This window comes from Acetobacter nitrogenifigens DSM 23921 = NBRC 105050, assembly GCF_000429165.1.
GTDB lineage: Bacteria > Pseudomonadota > Alphaproteobacteria > Acetobacterales > Acetobacteraceae > Acetobacter > Acetobacter nitrogenifigens.
In genome coordinates, this window is sequence record NZ_AUBI01000009.1 from 98,041 (window position 1) to 116,064 (window position 18,024).

Annotated in this window: 12 protein-coding genes and 2 pseudogenes; 7 read left to right on the forward strand and 7 right to left on the reverse strand. The window is 60.5% G+C overall.

Annotated features, from left to right (window positions below; genetic code table 11):
• Positions 1-352: 352 nt before the first annotated feature.
• Positions 353-841: a bacterioferritin gene (gene bfr / locus G442_RS0111525; RefSeq protein WP_026398116.1), complete on the reverse strand. Its 489-nt coding sequence runs from the start codon at positions 839-841 to the stop codon at positions 353-355.
• A 350-nt stretch (positions 842-1,191) separates the two neighbouring features.
• On the opposite strand from bfr, the gene G442_RS0111535 reads away from it, so the two are divergent.
• Positions 1,192-3,402 (forward strand): PQQ-dependent dehydrogenase, methanol/ethanol family, encoded by a 2,211-nt coding sequence (locus G442_RS0111535; protein ID WP_084440555.1) that lies wholly within the window; start codon positions 1,192-1,194, stop codon positions 3,400-3,402.
• A 59-nt stretch (positions 3,403-3,461) separates the two neighbouring features.
• On the opposite strand, the gene G442_RS22045 is transcribed toward G442_RS0111535, so the two are convergent.
• From G442_RS22045 to G442_RS0111550, 3 genes are all read right to left on the reverse strand, one after another.
• On the reverse strand, positions 3,462-6,566 hold the full coding sequence (locus G442_RS22045; protein ID WP_051292234.1) for an efflux RND transporter permease subunit: 3,105 nt from the start codon (positions 6,564-6,566) through the stop codon (positions 3,462-3,464).
• Positions 6,563-7,663 (reverse strand): efflux RND transporter periplasmic adaptor subunit, encoded by a 1,101-nt coding sequence (locus G442_RS0111545; RefSeq protein ID WP_026398118.1) that lies wholly within the window; start codon positions 7,661-7,663, stop codon positions 6,563-6,565. Before G442_RS0111545 ends, G442_RS22045 begins: the two co-directional genes overlap by 4 nt.
• 85 nt (positions 7,664-7,748) lie before the next feature.
• Positions 7,749-8,357 (reverse strand): TetR/AcrR family transcriptional regulator, encoded by a 609-nt coding sequence (locus tag G442_RS0111550; RefSeq protein ID WP_026398119.1) that lies wholly within the window; start codon positions 8,355-8,357, stop codon positions 7,749-7,751.
• A 140-nt stretch (positions 8,358-8,497) separates the two neighbouring features.
• On the opposite strand from G442_RS0111550, the gene G442_RS0111555 reads away from it, so the two are divergent.
• The 3 genes from G442_RS0111555 (at position 8,498) to G442_RS0111570 (ending at position 13,739) form a co-directional block, all read left to right on the forward strand.
• A complete protein-coding gene (locus G442_RS0111555) occupies positions 8,498-9,982 on the forward strand; it encodes an efflux transporter outer membrane subunit (protein ID WP_026398120.1) in 1,485 nt (494 codons plus the stop codon).
• Between the two features lie 524 nt (positions 9,983-10,506).
• Positions 10,507-12,270 carry an acyl-CoA dehydrogenase C-terminal domain-containing protein gene (locus G442_RS0111565; RefSeq protein WP_026398121.1) on the forward strand — a complete coding sequence of 588 codons (1,764 nt, stop codon included), beginning with the start codon at positions 10,507-10,509 and terminating at the stop codon, positions 12,268-12,270.
• 281 nt (positions 12,271-12,551) lie between these two features.
• Complete coding sequence (locus G442_RS0111570) at positions 12,552-13,739, forward strand: acetyl-CoA C-acyltransferase (RefSeq protein WP_026398122.1); 1,188 nt, start codon at positions 12,552-12,554, stop codon at positions 13,737-13,739.
• A 64-nt stretch (positions 13,740-13,803) separates the two neighbouring features.
• On the opposite strand, the pseudogene G442_RS22050 reads toward G442_RS0111570, so the two are convergent.
• A pseudogene (locus G442_RS22050) lies at positions 13,804-14,506 on the reverse strand (IS6 family transposase).
• 107 nt (positions 14,507-14,613) lie between these two features.
• On the opposite strand from G442_RS22050, the gene G442_RS0111580 reads away from it, so the two are divergent.
• Both G442_RS0111580 and G442_RS25770 read left to right on the forward strand, forming a co-directional pair.
• Positions 14,614-14,889, forward strand: a complete 276-nt coding sequence (locus tag G442_RS0111580) for a hypothetical protein (RefSeq protein ID WP_026398123.1) — start codon at positions 14,614-14,616, stop codon at positions 14,887-14,889.
• 60 nt (positions 14,890-14,949) lie between these two features.
• Positions 14,950-15,192, forward strand: a complete 243-nt coding sequence (locus G442_RS25770) for a hypothetical protein (protein WP_026398124.1) — start codon at positions 14,950-14,952, stop codon at positions 15,190-15,192.
• Between the two features lie 72 nt (positions 15,193-15,264).
• On the opposite strand, the pseudogene G442_RS24430 reads toward G442_RS25770, so the two are convergent.
• Positions 15,265-15,748: pseudogene (locus G442_RS24430) on the reverse strand (IS6 family transposase); the annotation flags it as partial.
• A 310-nt stretch (positions 15,749-16,058) separates the two neighbouring features.
• Between G442_RS24430 and G442_RS0111595 the strand changes: the two are divergent.
• Positions 16,059-16,484, forward strand: coding sequence for a DoxX family protein (locus G442_RS0111595; protein WP_026398126.1), 426 nt, complete (start codon positions 16,059-16,061; stop codon positions 16,482-16,484).
• A 192-nt stretch (positions 16,485-16,676) separates the two neighbouring features.
• On the opposite strand, the gene G442_RS0111600 is transcribed toward G442_RS0111595, so the two are convergent.
• On the reverse strand, positions 16,677-18,008 hold the full coding sequence (locus G442_RS0111600) for an LLM class flavin-dependent oxidoreductase (protein ID WP_026398127.1): 1,332 nt from the start codon (positions 18,006-18,008) through the stop codon (positions 16,677-16,679).
• Positions 18,009-18,024 lie beyond the last annotated feature (16 nt).

Below are 18,024 nucleotides of genomic sequence, written 5' to 3' on the forward strand. Positions count from 1 at the left end.
ACATATCAGAAGCGGGGGAGAGCATTCGGCCTGCGCTTCCCCGCGTCTCTTACTATCGCGTCGGGCGCATCTGAACGAGGCGTTCGCGGCGTAATGCTACCGGAAAGAAAACGCTGGAATTCCTCACAGTATTGCCGTTTCCGGGCTGATCGAGGGAGGCACGCCCCACCCAAATATTCTGATACGCCAAGGGGCGCGAGAAGCTGCGTCAGCAGCCTTTCGCGCCCCTTGGCATTTTCACCGAAACAGCCGCTCGCCGCCTTTGACTATAAACGACGGGCGCTACGTATGCGCTGACCGCAAACGGTCGGTCCTTATCCAAGACCGACGCCGCCCGCTGTCGCTAGCTTTTTTACTCCTGATCGGGAGCCGACGCGGAGTTGAGCTGAATATAACGCTCGATCCCGATCTGCTTGATCAGGTCGAACTGGCGATCCAGATAGTCCTCGTGCTCTTCTTCGTTATCAAGGATCTTCAGCAGCAGGTCACGAGACACGTAATCGCGCACGCTCTCGCAATATGCGATTCCATCGCGAAGATCGGCGAGCGCCTTCTCTTCGAGCTTCAGATCGCATTCGAGGATTTCCTTGACGTCCTGACCGATCAGGATCGTGTTCAGACGCTGCACGTTCGGAAGGCCGCCGAGATAGAGGATGCGCTCGATCAGCCAGTCGGCGTGACGCATTTCTTCGATGGATTCCTCATACTCCTTCTTGCCGAGCAGCGTGACGCCCCAGTGGCGCAGCGTCCGGGCGTGAAGGAAATACTGGTTGATCGCCGTCAGTTCGTTGGTGAGCTGCAGGTTGAGGTATTCGACAACCTTCGGGTCTTTGATGGCCATAACGCGCTTCTTTCTGGTCCGTTCGAGTAAATATGCGGGTCTATGTATCGCATGACATGATGACGCGCAATGAAAAAATCATGTTATATCAATGTGATAATGGGTATAATAATCAGTTGCAAGCCAATTCGGACGCAGTCGCAACATTGTCAGATCAGAATTTGCCGCCATGAACGTCCCGCCGCCGATCACGGCGCCTGTATAGGTTTTTCCTTCCTTGTTTGAAGATTATTCAAGGAGACGAAGGGACGCCGTATCCCTTGTGGTGACGGCGCGCCGTGCATATCGTTCGCGCCTCAGAACAATGAGGGCGGCTTGTCGTCGCCATACGGTTGAGAGTGAGACGCCACATGCCCCATCGCCCCCGCGCCCCGAGGCCCTTGACCCGCCGCGCAGGAGCCCTGCTCGGCCAGACGGCGCTCACCCTGTGCCTGCTCATCTCCGCCTCGTTGACTGCCCACGCGGAAGCAGGCGCGGGCGCATCCACCGGCGACGCCATAACGCATGCGGACGACCATCCGGGCGAATGGCTGGGGCACGGACGCACGTGGTCCGAACAGCGTTACAGCCCGCTCGACGCGATCAACGCCGACAATGTCGGTAGCCTGCATCTGGCGTGGCATCTCGATCTCGACACCAATCGGGGGCAGGAAGGGTCGCCGATCGTCGAGGGCGGCGTGATGTACGAGACCACGGCCTGGAGCATGGTCAAGGCGGTCGACGCGGCGACGGGCAAACTGCTGTGGTCCTACGATCCCAAGGTCGTACGCTCGTTCGCCGACAAGGGATGTTGCGACGTGGTGAACCGCGGCCCGGCTCTCTGGAACGACAAGATTTATGTGGCGACATACGACAACCGTCTTATCGCGTTGGACAAGCATGACGGACATGTCGTGTGGAGCGTCGATACGATCCCGCACGACGCGGAACTCGGCTCGCAACGCTCCTACACCATCACCGGCGCGCCGCTTGCCGCCAAAGGGCAGATTGTCATCGGCAACGGCGGAGCAGAATTGGGCGCGCGCGGGTTTATTTCCGCCTTCAACGCCGAGACCGGCAAGCTGTCATGGCGTTTCTACACCGTGCCGAACGCACATAACGCACCCGACCACGCGGCCTCTGACGATGTATTGCGCAAGGTGGCGTATCCTACCTGGAGCAAGGGCGGCGCATGGCTCACGCAGGGCGGCGGCGGCACCGCGTGGGATTCAATCGTCTATGACCCTGTCACAGACCTGATCTATATCGGTACCGGCAACGGATCCCCATGGAGCTACCTCCTACGGTCTGAGGGTAAGGGCGACAACCTGTTTCTTTCCAGCATCATCGCCGTCAAGCCGGATACCGGCGAATATGTATGGCACTTTCAGGAAACTCCTAAAGATCAGTGGGATTATACCTCCGTCCAGCATATCATGACGCTGGATCTGCCGATTAACGGAACCATGCGGCACGTAATCGCGCACGCGCCCAAAAACGGATTTTTCTATATTCTTGACGCCAAAACCGGCGAGTTTCTGTCTGGAAAGAACTTTGTCTACGTCAATTGGGCGAAGGGACTGGATCCGAAGACCGGGCGTCCTCTTTTTACCCCCGACGCGCTTTATTCCACGAAAGGGAACCTCTGGTACGGGTTCCCTGGCACCATGGGCGGGCACGGCGTTCCGGAAATGGCGTACAGCCCGAAAACCGGATACGTCTACATTCCTGTCCAGCAAGCGCCCGATTTCTATCAAACCGCCCACACGATGGAGGTTCATCCGGACGCCTGGAATCTGGGCGAAGAGACCGTCGCAAGCGATGCACGGGACTCTTACCAATCACTTGCAAAAATCACCAGGGATCTTCGCGGCTGGCTGGTAGCGTGGGATCCTGTGCACCAGCGCGCCGCCTGGCGCACGCCGGAAGGAACAGATCCGATCAACGGCGGTCTTCTCGCGACAGCTGGCGATGTTGTGTTTCAGGGTTTGGCCAACGGGCAATTTCACGCTTACGATGCCCGAAACGGCAAGGACCTATTTTCCTTTGACGCACAAAGCGGAATTCTTGCGCCTCCAGTCAGCTACCTTGCGAATAGCAAGCAGTATGTCGCTGTAGAAGTCGGTTGGGGCGGAGGCTACGGACTTTACCCGAGCGGTCTGGAGCGCAGGAAGCCAGGTTCCACCAATCATTCCCGCATCCTCGCATTTACTCTGGACGGCGCCGATAGCCTGCCACCCGCACAGGTGATGTCGCTGCCACCCCTTTCGCCGCCGCATGACTATGACAAAAAGAGCGCGCTCGCGGGAAGTCGTCAGTTCGCATTATACTGCCAGTGGTGTCACGGAAATCTCGCCAAATCGAACGGCGTTTTGCCTGACCTGCGCTACTCGTCGGCGATCGCCGACAACGGGGCATTCGAATCCATCGTCGGCAAGGGCGCGCTCGAGGCCTTCGGCATGGATCGCTTCGACAAATCGCTGTCCCCCGAAGAAATCGAGACGATCCGTCAGTATCTGATCTGGCGCGCGCATCAGACACTGGAAGAACAGGCCGCCAAGGGCGGGAAGCCTGCTCACTAAAGCACACCGCGCGGACAGCCTGCATAATCCCATAGAGATACTGGGGGAGGCCAGCAGCCTCACAACGATGTCGCTAGCTCAAGCGGACTCTCCGGTTTGCCCGAAACAGGCTCCTCTGACGGCTTTATACGGTACCAGATTGCGTAAAGCGCAGGAAGGAACATCAGAATCAACACTGTTCCTGCCGCCGTGCCCCCGATCAGGGTATAGGCCAACGATCCCCAGAATACAGATTCCGTCAGCGGGATGAAGGCGAGCACAGCGGCCAATGCCGTCAGGATAACGGGACGGGCGCGCTGCACAGTCGCTTCGACCACCGAGTGGAACGGGTCGAGTCCCGCCGCCTGATTCACCTTGATCTGCCCGATGAGAATCAACGTATTGCGCATCAGGATTCCCGACAGACCAATCAACCCGAGGATCGCATTAAAACCGAACGGTTGATGAAAAATCAGCAGAGTCGGCACTGTCCCGATCAATCCCAGCGGCGCCGTGAGAAACACCATGAACATGCCGGAAATAGAGCGGGTCTCGAACACCAGAACGATCAGGGTCAGTAGAATCATAACCGGGAAAATCGGCGCCAGCGCTGCGTTCGCCTTTCCGGATTCCTCCGCATTGCCGCCGACCTCGATGCGATAACCAGGCGGCAACGTCGCCCGCACCGGGGCCAGCGCCTGATTAATCGCCGCAGCGACCTGCGGTGGTTGCATTCCCTCGTCGATGTCGCTTTGCACCGTGATCGTCGGAACCCGATCCCGCCGCCGCAGCACCGGATCTTCCGCGTCGATTTCGACATGCCCGATCTGGCTGAGCGGAATCAGTTGGCCTGTCCGATTACTGATGCTCATATCGCCCAGTCGCGCAGGATCAAGACGATCGAGCCCCGCGCTGCGAACCACAAGATCCACCGCCCGAATATCCTCACGCACCTGCGTCACAGGAGCGCCCAGCAACAGAAACTGGATTTGCTCCGACGCCTCCTGCGGCGACAGACCGATCAGTTGCAGGCGCGCCTGATCCAGCACGAAATGCACGGTCTGCGCACGCTCGCCCCAGTCGGTATTCACCTGTCGCGTGTCAGGGTTGTGTCGCATGACCTCGCTCACCTGCGCAGCGATGCTACGCACTCGATCGACGTCCGGCCCCATAACCCGGAACATGATCGGAAAATGCGTGTACGGACCGAAGACAAACTGCGTCACACGAATTCGCGCGTCGGGAGCGATGCCCTGCGCCACCGCCTGCCTCATACGATCGCGCAGGTGATCGCGGGCCTCAGCGTTCAGTGTCAGGACCACAATTTTCGCGAAGGCCGGGTCTGGCAGCTCTGGGTTATAGGCCAGGAAAAAACGGGGAGCACCCGCTCCGACGTAGCTGGTGACGATCTTCGCTTCCGGCTGCTTTTTCAGCCACGCCTCCACACGAGCGGTAACCCGTGTGGTCGTCTCGATGCTTGTTCCCTCCGGCATCTGCACTTCAGCCAGCAATTCTGGACGGTCCGAGCTGGGAAAGAATTGCTGACGGACAGCGCCCATCCCCAAGACAGACAGCACGAACAGCGACAGAACGGTTCCAGCCACCAGAAGCTTGCGGCGGACGACCCACACCACAAGACGACGGAAGCGCTGATAATTCGGCGTGGCGTAGATATGTTCGTAAGCGCCGTCGATTTTTTTGATATCCGGCAACAGCTTCACGCCAAGATAGGGCGTGAACACCACGGCCACGAACCAGGAAGTCAGCAGCGCGTAACCGACGATCCAGAAAATATTCCCTGCGTATTCTCCCGCGGTCGACCGGGCGAAGCCAACGGGCGTGAAACCGATGATCGTCACCAGAGTGCCCGCCAGCATCGGCGCCGCCGTATGGCTCCATGCATAGGCGGCAGCTTTCGTGCGTTCGTATCCCTCCTCCAGCTTCACCACCATCATTTCAATTGCGATGATCGCATCGTCAACAAGAAGCCCGAGTGAGATGATCAGCGCCCCCAGCGTAATTCGGTCCAGAGCCCGGCCCGTCACCAGCATGATCACCATGACGATCGACAGCGTCAGCGGCACGGCCGCCGCGACGACGATGCCGACGCGCCAGCCGAGGCTGAGCAGGCTTACGACCATCACGACGGCAAGAGCGACGAAAAATTTCAGCATGAACTCACCGACCGCGGCGTGAATAATTCCCGCCTGATCGACGATTTTCGTCAGGGTGACGCCAGACGGCAGATCTGCGCCAAGTGTCTTTTCTGCGGCCGCCAGAGAGGCGCCCAGTTTCAGTCCGTTCCAGTGATCCTGCATGACGACGTTCAGAATCAGCGTCTGCGCCCCGCTGTGCCGAACAAGATAGGTTGGCGGGTCCTCATATCCACGCTCAACCGTCGCGATATCGGAAATCTTGAATGTCCTGCCTTCGGCGGTGACAGGAATGTCCCGGATTTTTTGCAGATCGTCCAGCGCCCCGTCCAGACGCACGAAGACCTGCGGGCCACGCGTGTCGATCGAACCCGCCGGTGTCACCGCATTCTGACGACGCAGCGCAGCGAACATATCCTGCGCGCTGATCCCCAGCGTCGTCAGTCTGGCGTTGGAGAAATTGACGAATATTCGTTCCGGACGTTCGCCGACGATATCGACCTTGCGTACGCCGGGGACATGCAGAAGGCGCTGCCGCACGGTCTCCGCCTGCCGAACCAGAAGATGTTCGGGAAGTCCATGACCGTCCAGCGCATAGACCGCAAAGTCGACGTCTGAATATTCATCATTGACGAATGGCCCCTGCACGCCCTGGGGCAGAAGCGGCATGGCGTCATAGAGTTTTTTCCGGACCTGATAGAATTGTTCCGGCACGGCGGCGGGCGGAATCGTGTCCTTGAGCGTGACCATCATCAACGCCAGTCCGGGTCGCGCCAACGTTTCCACGCGATCGTACCACTGCAGTTCCTGCACGCGCTTTTCAAGAGGATCCGCCACCAGATCCTGCATCTCCTTCGCAGTGGCGCCGGGCCAGACAGCCGCCACGGTCAGAGTCTTGACTGTAAAAGCCGGGTCTTCGGCTCGACCGAGACTGAAAAAGGCGAAAGCTCCCGATAACGCCAGCGCTATGATCAGGAACAGCGTGATTCCACGCTCGCGCACCGCGAGGGCGGAGAGGTTAAATCCGCTCATTGCATCGCGACTTTCGTCGAAGTGATCTGAATATGTTCCCCGGCATGAAGGTAGTGGCCGCCCACCGCCGCGATCAACATGCCCGCACGCAGATCCGCCCCAGGAACGATCGTCGCCGTCTCATCACCTACGCTCGCGAGTTTCACCGGATGAAAACTGACCGTCGACGCACCTTCGTCCACGCTCCAGACTCCGGGACCTTTTCCTTCGTCGTCGATCGCGCCCAACGGCACGACAAAGGCGGACAAGGCATCGTTCGCGTCAGGCAGGCGGACGCGCACCGTCGCACCAAGCGGCGCATCCGCGCCCGCGCCCTCCATAACGTAACGGGCCTCGAACGTGCGGGTGCGCGGATCCGCTGCGTCGGAGAGTTGGCGCAGACGTGCGGTTACGCTGAGCCTGTTTCCGTACAGCTCGGCCTCCGCCGTCGAATGCAGGGCGGGGCGCACACCTTCTGGCAGTTCGACCGAAGCTTCACGCGGTCCCTCATGCGCCAGCACGATAACCGTCTGACCTGCTGCGACGACATGGCCCGGCTCCGCCAGCGTCTGAACGACGACGCCATCCGCATCCGCACGAAGGAAAGCGTAATCATGCTGATTTCGCGCTATTTTTTCCTGAGCAATCGCTGCATCCAGCTGAGCGCGGGCGCTATCGGCAGCCGCCTTGATCTGGTCGTAGACCGAAGCCGAAACAGCGCCGGTCGCCACAAGGCCATGATAGCGACGCTCGTCGGCCGCGGTCTGGTTCCAGCGCGCCTGAAGCGACGCCACGCCGCCAACCTGCGTCGTTACTGCATGGACATAATCCGTTGGATCAAGACGCATCAGCGCCTGTCCTTTGGAAACAGTCTGTCCAGCGTCGACCAGTCTCTCGACGATCTTGCCGGCAACCCGGAACCCGAGATCGCTTTGCACGTGCGCCGCTACAACCCCAGTGTAGGCACGCCCGCCGGGCGCCGCCGGGTCGATCCGCACGACCTCGACGACGCGCTCGGCCGTGCGGGGATCTGGCTCATTTTTTTGTTTACAGGCCGACAGCCCCAAAGCGACGCAAAGGCTAGCTGTAGCGAGAAGGGAAAGGCGTGTTCCAGCCATGATCTGGCTCCCACTGGGTTAGGGAGCCCAAATTGTACACGAGTGACTATATTGTCAATTGGTCACAATTCTATTTTCTACCGGCTCAGGGGGCGAGACTTCGCAGAACGAGATTCGCCAGAACCGCCGCATCGCCCTCCAGCGTGTCCATGTGCTGCTCAAGCAAAAGAGGATGATAGATGGATTGCAGAACAAGCATTATGGCGCTGGAGGTCTCGTCGACCGGCGTTTTGCGCTCGAACTCGCCGCCATCGCGCCCTTCGTGAATCAGACGTTCCACCATGGCGCGCAACGCTTCATGAAAGAACTTCGAAGATGGCCATTCTTCCTCTACAGCCGAATATACGATGTCGTGCAGCCTCCGTTCGTGTGAGAACAGAAGGAGGGTGCTGCGTGCAAGCGCCAGAAAGACCCGGCGCATCCGGTCCGAAGCCGCCTTCCCGTCGTCAACGATCACCTGCACGTCTTCGCGCATCCGGTCGTGCTGAAGCGCGCAGATCGCCTCTCCGATCGCGCGTTTCGAATCGAAGAATTTATAAATATACGCCTTCGAAAGACCGATCGCGTCGGCCAGATCCGCGATTGTGGTCTTCTTGTACCCGTAATGCCCGAAATGTTCGATGGCCGCCGCGATGATCTGATCCCGACGCTCGTGGTCAACCGGACCGCGCTGTCCGTTTTGGGGCGTACGCATCCTGACTCCTGTGGCTGACGGTTCGCGCTTTGTAAGTAGGCTACGCGGGGCGAATTGACAACGAGTGACGATAATGTCTATTAGTCACTCGACTACAGCCGGACAGTCCATGTCCGACTCCCCTCGAAAGTCGAGCATCCATGACGATCACCCATCGCCCGGCAGAACAGGACGTCATCTCTTCGCCTGTTCGCAAGACTGCCGGCTGGTTAAGGCCCGGCGTCGCATTGTCTCTGGCGTTCATGTCATCCGCCTGCGCTGTCGGGCCGGATTACAAAGCGCCGAACCCCCATCTCGATACGTTTCATAGCGCCGCAGCCGTGAACGCACGCCGCGCAGCGCCGTCGCCGTCTCTGGACGCGTGGTGGAACGGGTTTCACGACCCGGAACTTGTTCGCATCGAGCAGCGCGTATTGAGTCAAAATCTTGACCTCGCGGCCGCACTCGCCCGCGTCCGCCAGGCAAGTGGCGCGGCCGAGGCGGCGACGGCGCGCCTGTTGCCTACACTGGATTTCGCTCCCGAAGCGTCCGCGAACAGGATGTCGCGTGAAAGCCTGATCGGACATGTGGTTCGAACAACTCCAGGTTCCCACCGCGACTATCGCACTTATGACGTCAGCGGCGCAGCAAGCTGGGAGATCGACCTGTTCGGCGGCCTGCGACGCGGACAGGAAGCCGCGCGGGATGAAGAGCAGGCTGCGCAGGCGGAGCGCCTGGGTGAACGCGTCACGGTAGCGGCCGACGCGGCCGATGCCTATTTCCAGATCAGGGGCGATCAGGCGCGGCTCGCCGTCGTTGAAAAACAGATTGCAGTAGACAGCCACCTTCTGGATCTGGTTCGCCAAAGACGCGCGAGCGGCGTTTCAAATGAGCGCGAAGTCGCGCAGGCCGAGGCTCTGCTGCAATCCGCGCGTCAGAACGCGCCGCTGATCCGTATCGCACTAGAGGCGCAGCTCAATCGCCTGGATGTGCTGATGGGCGCGCAACCCGGCGCCTACGCAGCAGAACTGGACGCACGCGCCGATATCCCCGCCATCCCCGCCATTGACGGCGACACGCCTGCGGAGATGCTTCGCCGCAGGCCGGACATCCTCGCCGCGGAACGCCGTCTGGCGGCGTCGAACGCGCGCATCGGCCAGGCGCTCGGCGACTATTATCCCAGGCTGTCGCTGTCTGGCGCGCTCGGCTTTCAAAGCCTCAATCCGCAAAGACTCTTCACTGCGCCAGGCTTTCAGGCGGCCGGGTCTGGCGCCATTCGCTGGCGGATATTCGATTTCGGCAAGATCGACGCCGAAGTCCAACAGGCCCGCGGCGCCAACGCCGAAGCTCTGGCGCGTTACCGGCTGACGGTGCTTCATGCCGCAGAGGACGTCGAAAACGCCTTCACGACTCTCGTACAAAGTGAGCAGCGAACAAAAGAATTGCGAATCGAGGTTGCGTCCCTGATCCGCGCCCGCGATCTTTCGCAGCAATCTTTTCAGGCGGGCGTCATTCCCTTGACCGATGTGCTCGACGCAGACCGGCAGCTTCTTGATTCGCAGGATCAACTCGCCCTCAACCGAGCCAACGCAGCGCGCGCGGCGGTCAGCTCATTCAGGGCGCTCGGCGGCGGGTGGCCTACGTAGGGATTCTCTGATTGCGGGATGGGTTTCGTTAATTTCGGCGCTTATCGAAACCCGCGAGACCACAGCCTGAGCAGACTAGGCGCCCGCAGTCAGCCCTCATAAACACGCGGCGTCGACGTGGCGTGTCGCGGTTGACCTTTCGAGACCTCTCCAAGACCACCAACATTGGACCGGTTCAACCATCTGTGACAGCCGCGGCCAACGACGGGCATCGACAACGACGATGCGCCATGCTTACTCTACGAAACAAACAATCGTTTGATTTTGTCTCTCGAGCGTCGGATACGAACATGGAACAGCAGGACAGGGACTCGATCGCGCACAACATCGCCTTGGCCGAATCCGCGTCGGCGCGCGGCCTGAAGTCGCGCGCCGCATGACCAGACGCGTCGACGCCACGCAATGATGCCGCCAGATCGCCACCGCTTCCTGATCGACAGTGCAGCACCTCTCCCGAACTAACGCGACCTTTACTTCCAGCCTTCCGAAACTGTTGCCCCTTACACGCCAAGGACCAGCGGACCATGCCCAGTTACACCGCCCCTGTCGCCGACATGATGTTTCTGCTGCGCGACGTACTCGATGCGCCCGGGGCGCTCTCCCTGCTGCCGGCGCATGCAGAGACGGATCTCGCCATGATCGAGAGCATTCTTGACGAGGCGGGAAAGTTCTGTGCGGAAAAGCTTCACCCGCTCAACCGGAGCGGCGACGAGGAAGGGAGCCGTCTGGCAAACGGCGTCGTCCATACCCCCAAGGGCTTCGCCGAGGCGTACGCGGCGTTTCGTGACGGCGGCTGGACCGGGCTTTCGGCGTCGCCGGAATTCGGCGGTCAGGGGCTGCCGCGCGCCGTACAGATTCTGGTCGATGAAATGCTGTCCGGAGCCAACCTCTCCTTCGGCCTGTTTCCCGGCCTGACGCGCGGCGCCTGTGAGGCCATCGAGGCCCACGCGGACGAGCATCTCAAATCCACCTATCTCCCGCGCATGATTTCCGGTGAGTGGACGGGCGCCATGGCCCTCACCGAAGGCAACGCCGGGTCCGATCTCGGCCTCCTGAAGGCCACGGCCGCGCCACGCGGAGACGGCTCTTATTCCGTGACCGGATCGAAGATCTTCATCTCCTCGGGCGAGCACGACATGGCGGAGAACATCATCCACCTTGTCCTCGCGCGGCTGCCCGACGCCCCTCCCGGCACAAAGGGCATCAGCCTTTTTCTCTGCCCAAAATTTCTGGTGAACGGGGACGGCTCTCCTGGCGCACGCAACACGCTCTCGGTCGGCGCGCTTGAGCACAAGATGGGCATACATGCGCAGCCGACCTGCGTGATGAACTATGACGGTTGCCAGGGCTGGCTCGTAGGTCAGCCACATCGAGGGCTCGCCGCCATGTTCACCATGATGAACGCTGAGCGTCTGTTCGTCGGCGTGCAAGGACTCGGCGTGGCGGACGCCTCGTACCAGACAGCAGCAGCCTATGCGAAGGAGCGTCTTCAGGGCCGCGCCTCCGGCGCGTCGGGGACCGCGCCGATCATCGCCCACCCGGACGTCCGCCGGATGCTTCTGACCATGCTTTCCACCATCGAGGCCGGGCGGGCGCTCGTGCTCTTCACTGCGCTGGAGATGGACAAGGAAACCACCCACCCCGACGCAACCACGCGGGCGGAATCAGCCGGACTCGTCGCCCTGCTCACCCCGGTCATCAAGGCGGCGCTGACTGATTTCGGCTTCGAAGCGGCGGTTCTTGGGCAACAGGTGCTGGGCGGACACGGCTATATCCGCGAATGGGGGCAGGAGCAGCATGTCCGTGACGCCCGCATCACGCAGATTTACGAAGGCACGAACGGCATACAGGCGCAGGATCTGGTGGTCCGCAAACTCGACCTCGACGGCGGCGCGCCTCTGCGGCGCTTTCTCGGCCTGATCCGCGAAACTCTGGCGACCACGGCGGATCGCAGCGAGCTGACGACAGAACGCGACGCGCTTTCCGAGGCTCTGGGACACCTGGACGACGTCACCACGCGTCTTGGCGGCGCACTTTCGGAAGTCGACGAACGTAACGCGGCGGCTGTCGATTATCTGCGCCTTTTCTCTCTGGTGGCGTATGGCTGGCTCTGGCTGCGGATCGCAGACGCAGTGCTCCGGGTGGGCGACGTCACGACGACGGGTCGCCGGAAACTCGCCACCGCCCGTTTCTTCGCCACGCGTATGCTGCCGCAAAGCCAGTCGCTCGCCCGACAGATCGCAGCGGGCGCCGCTCCACTCATGGCGCCGGAAGCCAGCTGGTTCTGATCTCCGCCCGACATACGCGAAGTCCCGGGTAATGGCGCACAATCCTCGCAAGCCTGACACACACGCCCCCCTCAAGCACACGAACGACACGTCAGGCGGGGCATGACGACGCATCAACGGAACGCGCGGTGAAATCATGACGCAGAATCATCACACCAGGAGCCGGGGAACGTTTCGAGCGTCGAAAAGCGACACTGCTCTTCACGGTCACGATCGCCAGCGTCCTGGCCGTCGCCAGACCAAAGAAAACGTCCAGTCATGGCCACTTAGGGAGACCCGTCATGAGCACTGAAGATCCGATCGTCATCGTCAGCGCCGCCCGCACGCCCATCGGCTGGTTTCAAGGCCAGTTCAGCGGCGTGAAAGCGACCGAACTGGGCGCGACCGCAGTCAAGGCGGCGCTGGAACGTGCGGGGTTGCAACCCTCACAGATCGGGGCAGTCATCATGGGCAACGTTCTGCCTGCGGGTCTCGGGCAGAATCCGGCCCGGCAGGCCGCTCACGGCGCAGGTGCCCCGTTCAGCACTGGCGCCGTGACGATCAACAAGCTTTGCGGTTCCGGGTTGATGGCGATCGGCTTCGGTCATGACTCGCTCGTCGCCGGAACAAACGAGCTGGTTGTGGCGGGCGGTCTCGAGTCCATGACGAACGCGCCCTATATCCTGCCCAAGGCGCGCAGCGGCTATCGCCTCGGCCATGGCGAGATCTACGACCACATGTTCCTCGACGGGCTGGAAGACGCTTACGAGCCCGGCCAGCTCATGGGGCATTTCGCAGAAAAAACCGCAGAGGAATACGGCTTCACTCGAGCAGCGCAGGACGACTACGCGATTGAAACCCTGCGGCGCGCCCGCCATGCGGTCGAAAGCGGCGCGTTCGCAGCCGAGATCGCGCCCGTTTCGGTCGCTTCCCGCAAGGGCGAGGTCGTTATCGACGCCGACGAGAATCCCCTGAAGGCGCAACCGGAGAAAATTCCCGGATTGCGGCCAGCATTCGGAAAGAACGGCTCCATCACCGCCGCCAGTTCGTCGGGCATCGCTGATGGCGGGGCCGCCGTCGTACTCGCGCGACGCAGTTCAGCCGAGCGCCTCGGCCTGCCTGTTCAGGCGCTGATCCGCGGCTTCGCCGTCCATTCCATGGCGCCACGTGATTTCACCGTAGCGCCCGTTCCGGCGATGCGCACCCTGCTGGAGCGCGTCGGCTGGGGCGTGGGCGACGTCGATCTTTGGGAGGTCAATGAAGCCTTCGCCGTCACCGCCATGCTGGCTCGGCAGGAACTGGAGATTCCCGCAGAGCGTCTCAACGTGCACGGCGGAGCCTGCGCTCTGGGGCATCCGATCGGCGCCACGGGCGCACGCATCGTCACTACGCTGCTCCATGCACTCAAAGCGCGCGGCGAACGACGCGGCGTCGCATCGGCCTGTATCGGCGGCGGGGAGGCGATCGCCATCGCGATCGAACTGCTCTGAACGGCCATCCGGGGTGCTGTCACGTGAACTGGCGAGGGGTATTGGAAGGCGTTTGAGTGATTTTTCAGGCGGGGAGAGCGATCTCGCTATTCCATTGAGCGAACGCCCTGAGACGGTGCAGATGTCGGGCTATGGCGTTGTCGATTGAGGCTGGTGGAGCGAAGGCGTTACGCACGGCGGAGAAGACTGTGACAAAGCGCTGACAGCCTCCCGGTGATCGAAACCGTTGCATGGCGCGTTCGCGCTTTCGCAAGGGCAGATGCGAATTCTCCGCCCTGTTGTTCAGGCTTTGTGAGATCGGTGTTCCACACAGGGCATGACCTGACGCTTTGCTGTTCCGTATGATTTCAGTTTGTCGGCAATAATGCATTTTGGTCTGGGGCCCTGCTTCCTGAGAAGCCGCGTCGACTGCCGCTTCGCCGCCTTCGTGTTGCGTCGTCTTTGCAGGATTTCATCGAGAACGTAGCCGTCCTGATCGACGGCGCGCCACAACCAGTGAACCTGGCCACGGATCACGATCCTGACCTCGTCGAGATGCCACACGTCGCCTGGAGCCGCGCGCCTGCGGCGCAGCCTGCGCGCAAATGCAGCTCCGAACTTCAGGCCCCAACGGCGGATCGTCTCATACGACACGACAATCCCGCGTTCGAGGAGCATTTCCTCGATCAACCTGAAGCCAGCGGAAACCGGAATTACAGCCACACAGCGTGTGCAATCAGCTCACGCGGAAAACGGTGACGTTTGTAGCTGATAGGGGGAGCGCTCATCCAGGCAATCTACAGACCCAAAGTTATTGTGACAGCGCCAGAATGTCTTGACAACGATACGACTTCATTTTCATTTACAAATAGTAACGACACTAAAGGAATTGTAAATGATCAGAGAGTTGACGATCGAAGAGATCTTGTTTGTCGCTGGCGGGGCTGGCGGCGGAGACGATTCGAAGGGTGCCGGAGAAGCGGCGGCGTCAGGCTCTGTAGCCGGGATGGGTGTGGTCGGGTCGATGCTCGCTGGCACGGAAATGGGTGCTGAGGTTGGCCTGCTTGGTGGTCTGGCAGGAGTTGCCGCTGGCGGACTCATCGGTGGGGCTGTGGCTGGGTTTTCGTATTACGCGTGGCATGGCCTTGACGCGGACAGCCACGGCAAGTGACACCTTCCGTCGGATTACAGATTTCTGGCGAAATAGAGATCCATTAGGAGGAGCAACTCTATGGAAAGAGCAAATGTATTCCCGAAGACAAATCCGTTGATTTTTATGACGTGCCTAATCGCTTCTTTGTGCGCATTATATGCTCTTAATGCCCAGTTGATCTCACGTGGCGTCTTTCTGATCAGTCTGGTCATCCTTTCCGAGATTATCGTGCTGACCCTCTACAGGGCTGCGCCGCCGAGAATAATGGCGTTGGCGGCACTTCTGCCTTTGCCGATCATTTATGGGTTCTCTTGTTTGTAATGAATGGGGCGCTGTCACGTTAACTGGGGTGGGGTATCGGAAGGCGTTTGAGTGATTTTTCAGGCGGGGAGAGCGATCACGCTTTCGCAACGGTAAATGTGAGTTCTCCGCCCTGTTGTTCAGGCCTTTGTGAGATCCGGTGTTCCACAAGGGGCATGATCCGACGCTTCGCTGCACCGTAAGATTTCAGTTTGTCGGTAATCATGCGTTCTGGTCCGGCGCCCTGCTTCCTGAGAGGCCGCGTCAGCAGCCGTCTCGCCGCTTTCGTATTGCGTCGCGTCTGAAGGATTTCGCCGAGAACGTAACCGTCCTGATCGACGGCCCGACACAGCCAGTGCGGCCTGCCGCCGATCGCAGTCCGGACTTCGTCGAGATGCCAGATGTCTCCGCGTTTCGCCCACTTTCAGCGCAGCCTGCGCGCATACGGCACCCCGAATTTCAGGCTCCAGCGGCGGATCGTCTCATATGACACGACAATCCCGCGTTCGAGCAGCATCTCCTCGATCAACCTGAAACTCAGTGGAAGCCGGAATTACAGCCACACAGCGTGTGCTATCAGGTCGCGCGAAAAACGGTGACGTTTGTAGCTGACAGGGGGAGCGCTCATCCAGGCAATCTACAGACCCAAAGTTATTGTGACAGCACCGGTGATTGAAAGAAAAGCGCAACGCGGCGACCTGTCGACAGACAGCAACCGCATCGGCATGCCCTGCATGCTGGATTGGCGGAGGGATGATAAATAAACAGAACCGATCAGTTTCTATTGTTTCCATTTATTTTGGAATGGTACGATCGTATCGTGAGTGCAACAGCGGGGAAGACAACAACTGCTCCCGCCGAACCTGACCTCGAAAAGAGACGCTCTCATGAACGCCATCATCTCCCGCGACGCCCTTCTTCTCGCCGCCCGCCTCGCACTCTCTCTCCTTTTCATCATCATGGGCTGGGGCAAGCTGTCGGATTATTCCGGCGCAGTCGCCTACATGGCGCAGACCGGCGCGCCTGTTCCGGCTGTCGCAGCGATCGTCGCGATACTGGCCGAACTTGGGATCGGGCTGGCGCTCGTTCTGGGCGTGCTGGTCAGCCCTCTCGCCATCGCGCTTGCCCTATACACGGTAGTGACCGGCTTCATCGGCCATCATTTCTGGACCATGGACGGAGCGCTTCGCTACGACATGATGATCCACTTCTACAAGAACATCAGCATCGCGGGCGGCCTTGTCGCTCTGGCTGTCGCGGGTCCGGGACGCTTCGCCCTCCGCCTGCCCACGCCCGCCCTGGCGACGCGCTGAACAACCGACATCCACCGAGGCGAGCCTGACCACGTGACGTCAGCTCGCCGCAGATCACCCGATCGCGGTTTGTGAGTAAACTGACCCGAGCCTGATCAGAACAGACCGAAGCGCGCCACCGGCGCGCTTGAGGCACATTTTGGGAAAGGTCCGGGGCGCGCCTTCGTTGGACCGCGCGACGCCGGGCGTATTTCAGCCAGCGTGCTTGTTCTCTGCGACGTAGCGGTTGGACAGGAAAGGCAGTCCAAGATTCTCGCGAAACGTATCATGCTCATATTCGACGCGCAGAAGACCGCGTTGCTGAAGCACCGGGACCACGAGATCGACGAACCGCTCGAGCTGACCGGGCAACGCCTCGAAGATAACGAACCCGTCCGCTCCCTCATTCTCAAACCAGCGCTGTAGCGCATCCGCAACTTTCTCCGGTGACCCGACGAAGTCGCCGCGTGGCGTACTGAGTTCTCGCGCGATCTGACGGACCGTCAGATTTCCCGCCCGCACCCGCTCCAGAATACGCTGCGACGCACTCTGGTTGCTGTCCTGGCCAATACGGGCGACGTCTGGAAAGGGGCCATCCAGATCGTATTGACGGAAATCATGATCGTTAAATGCGCGCGCAAGAAAGCCAAGTCCCGTATCGATCGAGGTCAGCTCGGATAATTCCTGATAATACGCCTCAGCCTCCTCATCGGTGCGTCCGACGATCGGAGCGGCGCCCGGCAGGATGAACGGAGCGCCGTCGGGGCGGCCCAGGCGCTCGGCACGCGCTTTCAGATCACGATAATAAGTCTGGGCCTCTTCAAGGTTCTGCGGCCCACAGAAGACAACCTCCGCGTGGCGCGCCGCGAAATCTTTCCCATCCTCGGAAGCGCCTGCTTGAAAGATCACCGGCTGACCTTGCGGCGAGCGTCCGATGTTCAGCGGCCCCCTCACCTGAAAGTAGGGCCCGACGTGATCCAGGCGATGCAGCTTTGCCGCATCGACGAAGACGCCGCCCTGCTTGTCGCCAACCAGCGCGTCGTCCTCCCAGCTATCCCAAAGGCCCTGCACGACAGAAAGATGTTCGGCGGCGATGCGGTACCGTTCGTGATGCGCCGGATGAGCCGCCTTGCCGAAGTTCGCCGCCGTATCGCTCAACCATGACGTCACGACGTTCCACCCTGCTCGACCGCCGCTGATGTGATCGAGCGACGCGAACTGGCGCGCAACATTGAAGGGTTCCGTGTAGCTGACGCTCAACGTGCCGACGAGGCCAATATGCTCTGTCACTGCGGCGAGCGCCGAAAGGATGGTCAGCGGCTCGAAACGGTACAGATAGTGGGGACTGGATTTCTCATTGATCGATAGGGAATCAGCGACGAACAGAAAGTCAAATCTCCCTCTTTCCGCCAGTTGCGCCTGCGTCCGATAGAATGAGAGGCTGGTACTCGCGCGGACATCCCTGTCAGGATGTCGCCAATCATCCCATGTGCGCCCAACGCCATGAAGGATGAGACCCAGTTTAATCTTGCGTTCTTGCGGCATCTTTGTGGTTCCGTCC

Coding starts and splice junctions, on each gene's coding strand:
- bfr (WP_026398116.1), bottom strand. CDS start 841: ATGGCCATCAAAGACCCGAAGGTTGTCGAATACCTCAACCTGCAGCTC.
- G442_RS0111535 (WP_084440555.1), top strand. CDS start 1,192: ATGCCCCATCGCCCCCGCGCCCCGAGGCCCTTGACCCGCCGCGCAGGA.
- G442_RS22045 (WP_051292234.1), bottom strand. CDS start 6,566: ATGAGCGGATTTAACCTCTCCGCCCTCGCGGTGCGCGAGCGTGGAATC.
- G442_RS0111545 (WP_026398118.1), bottom strand. CDS start 7,663: ATGGCTGGAACACGCCTTTCCCTTCTCGCTACAGCTAGCCTTTGCGTC.
- G442_RS0111550 (WP_026398119.1), bottom strand. CDS start 8,357: ATGCGTACGCCCCAAAACGGACAGCGCGGTCCGGTTGACCACGAGCGT.
- G442_RS0111555 (WP_026398120.1), top strand. CDS start 8,498: ATGACGATCACCCATCGCCCGGCAGAACAGGACGTCATCTCTTCGCCT.
- G442_RS0111565 (WP_026398121.1), top strand. CDS start 10,507: ATGCCCAGTTACACCGCCCCTGTCGCCGACATGATGTTTCTGCTGCGC.
- G442_RS0111570 (WP_026398122.1), top strand. CDS start 12,552: ATGAGCACTGAAGATCCGATCGTCATCGTCAGCGCCGCCCGCACGCCC.
- G442_RS0111580 (WP_026398123.1), top strand. CDS start 14,614: ATGATCAGAGAGTTGACGATCGAAGAGATCTTGTTTGTCGCTGGCGGG.
- G442_RS25770 (WP_026398124.1), top strand. CDS start 14,950: ATGGAAAGAGCAAATGTATTCCCGAAGACAAATCCGTTGATTTTTATG.
- G442_RS0111595 (WP_026398126.1), top strand. CDS start 16,059: ATGAACGCCATCATCTCCCGCGACGCCCTTCTTCTCGCCGCCCGCCTC.
- G442_RS0111600 (WP_026398127.1), bottom strand. CDS start 18,008: ATGCCGCAAGAACGCAAGATTAAACTGGGTCTCATCCTTCATGGCGTT.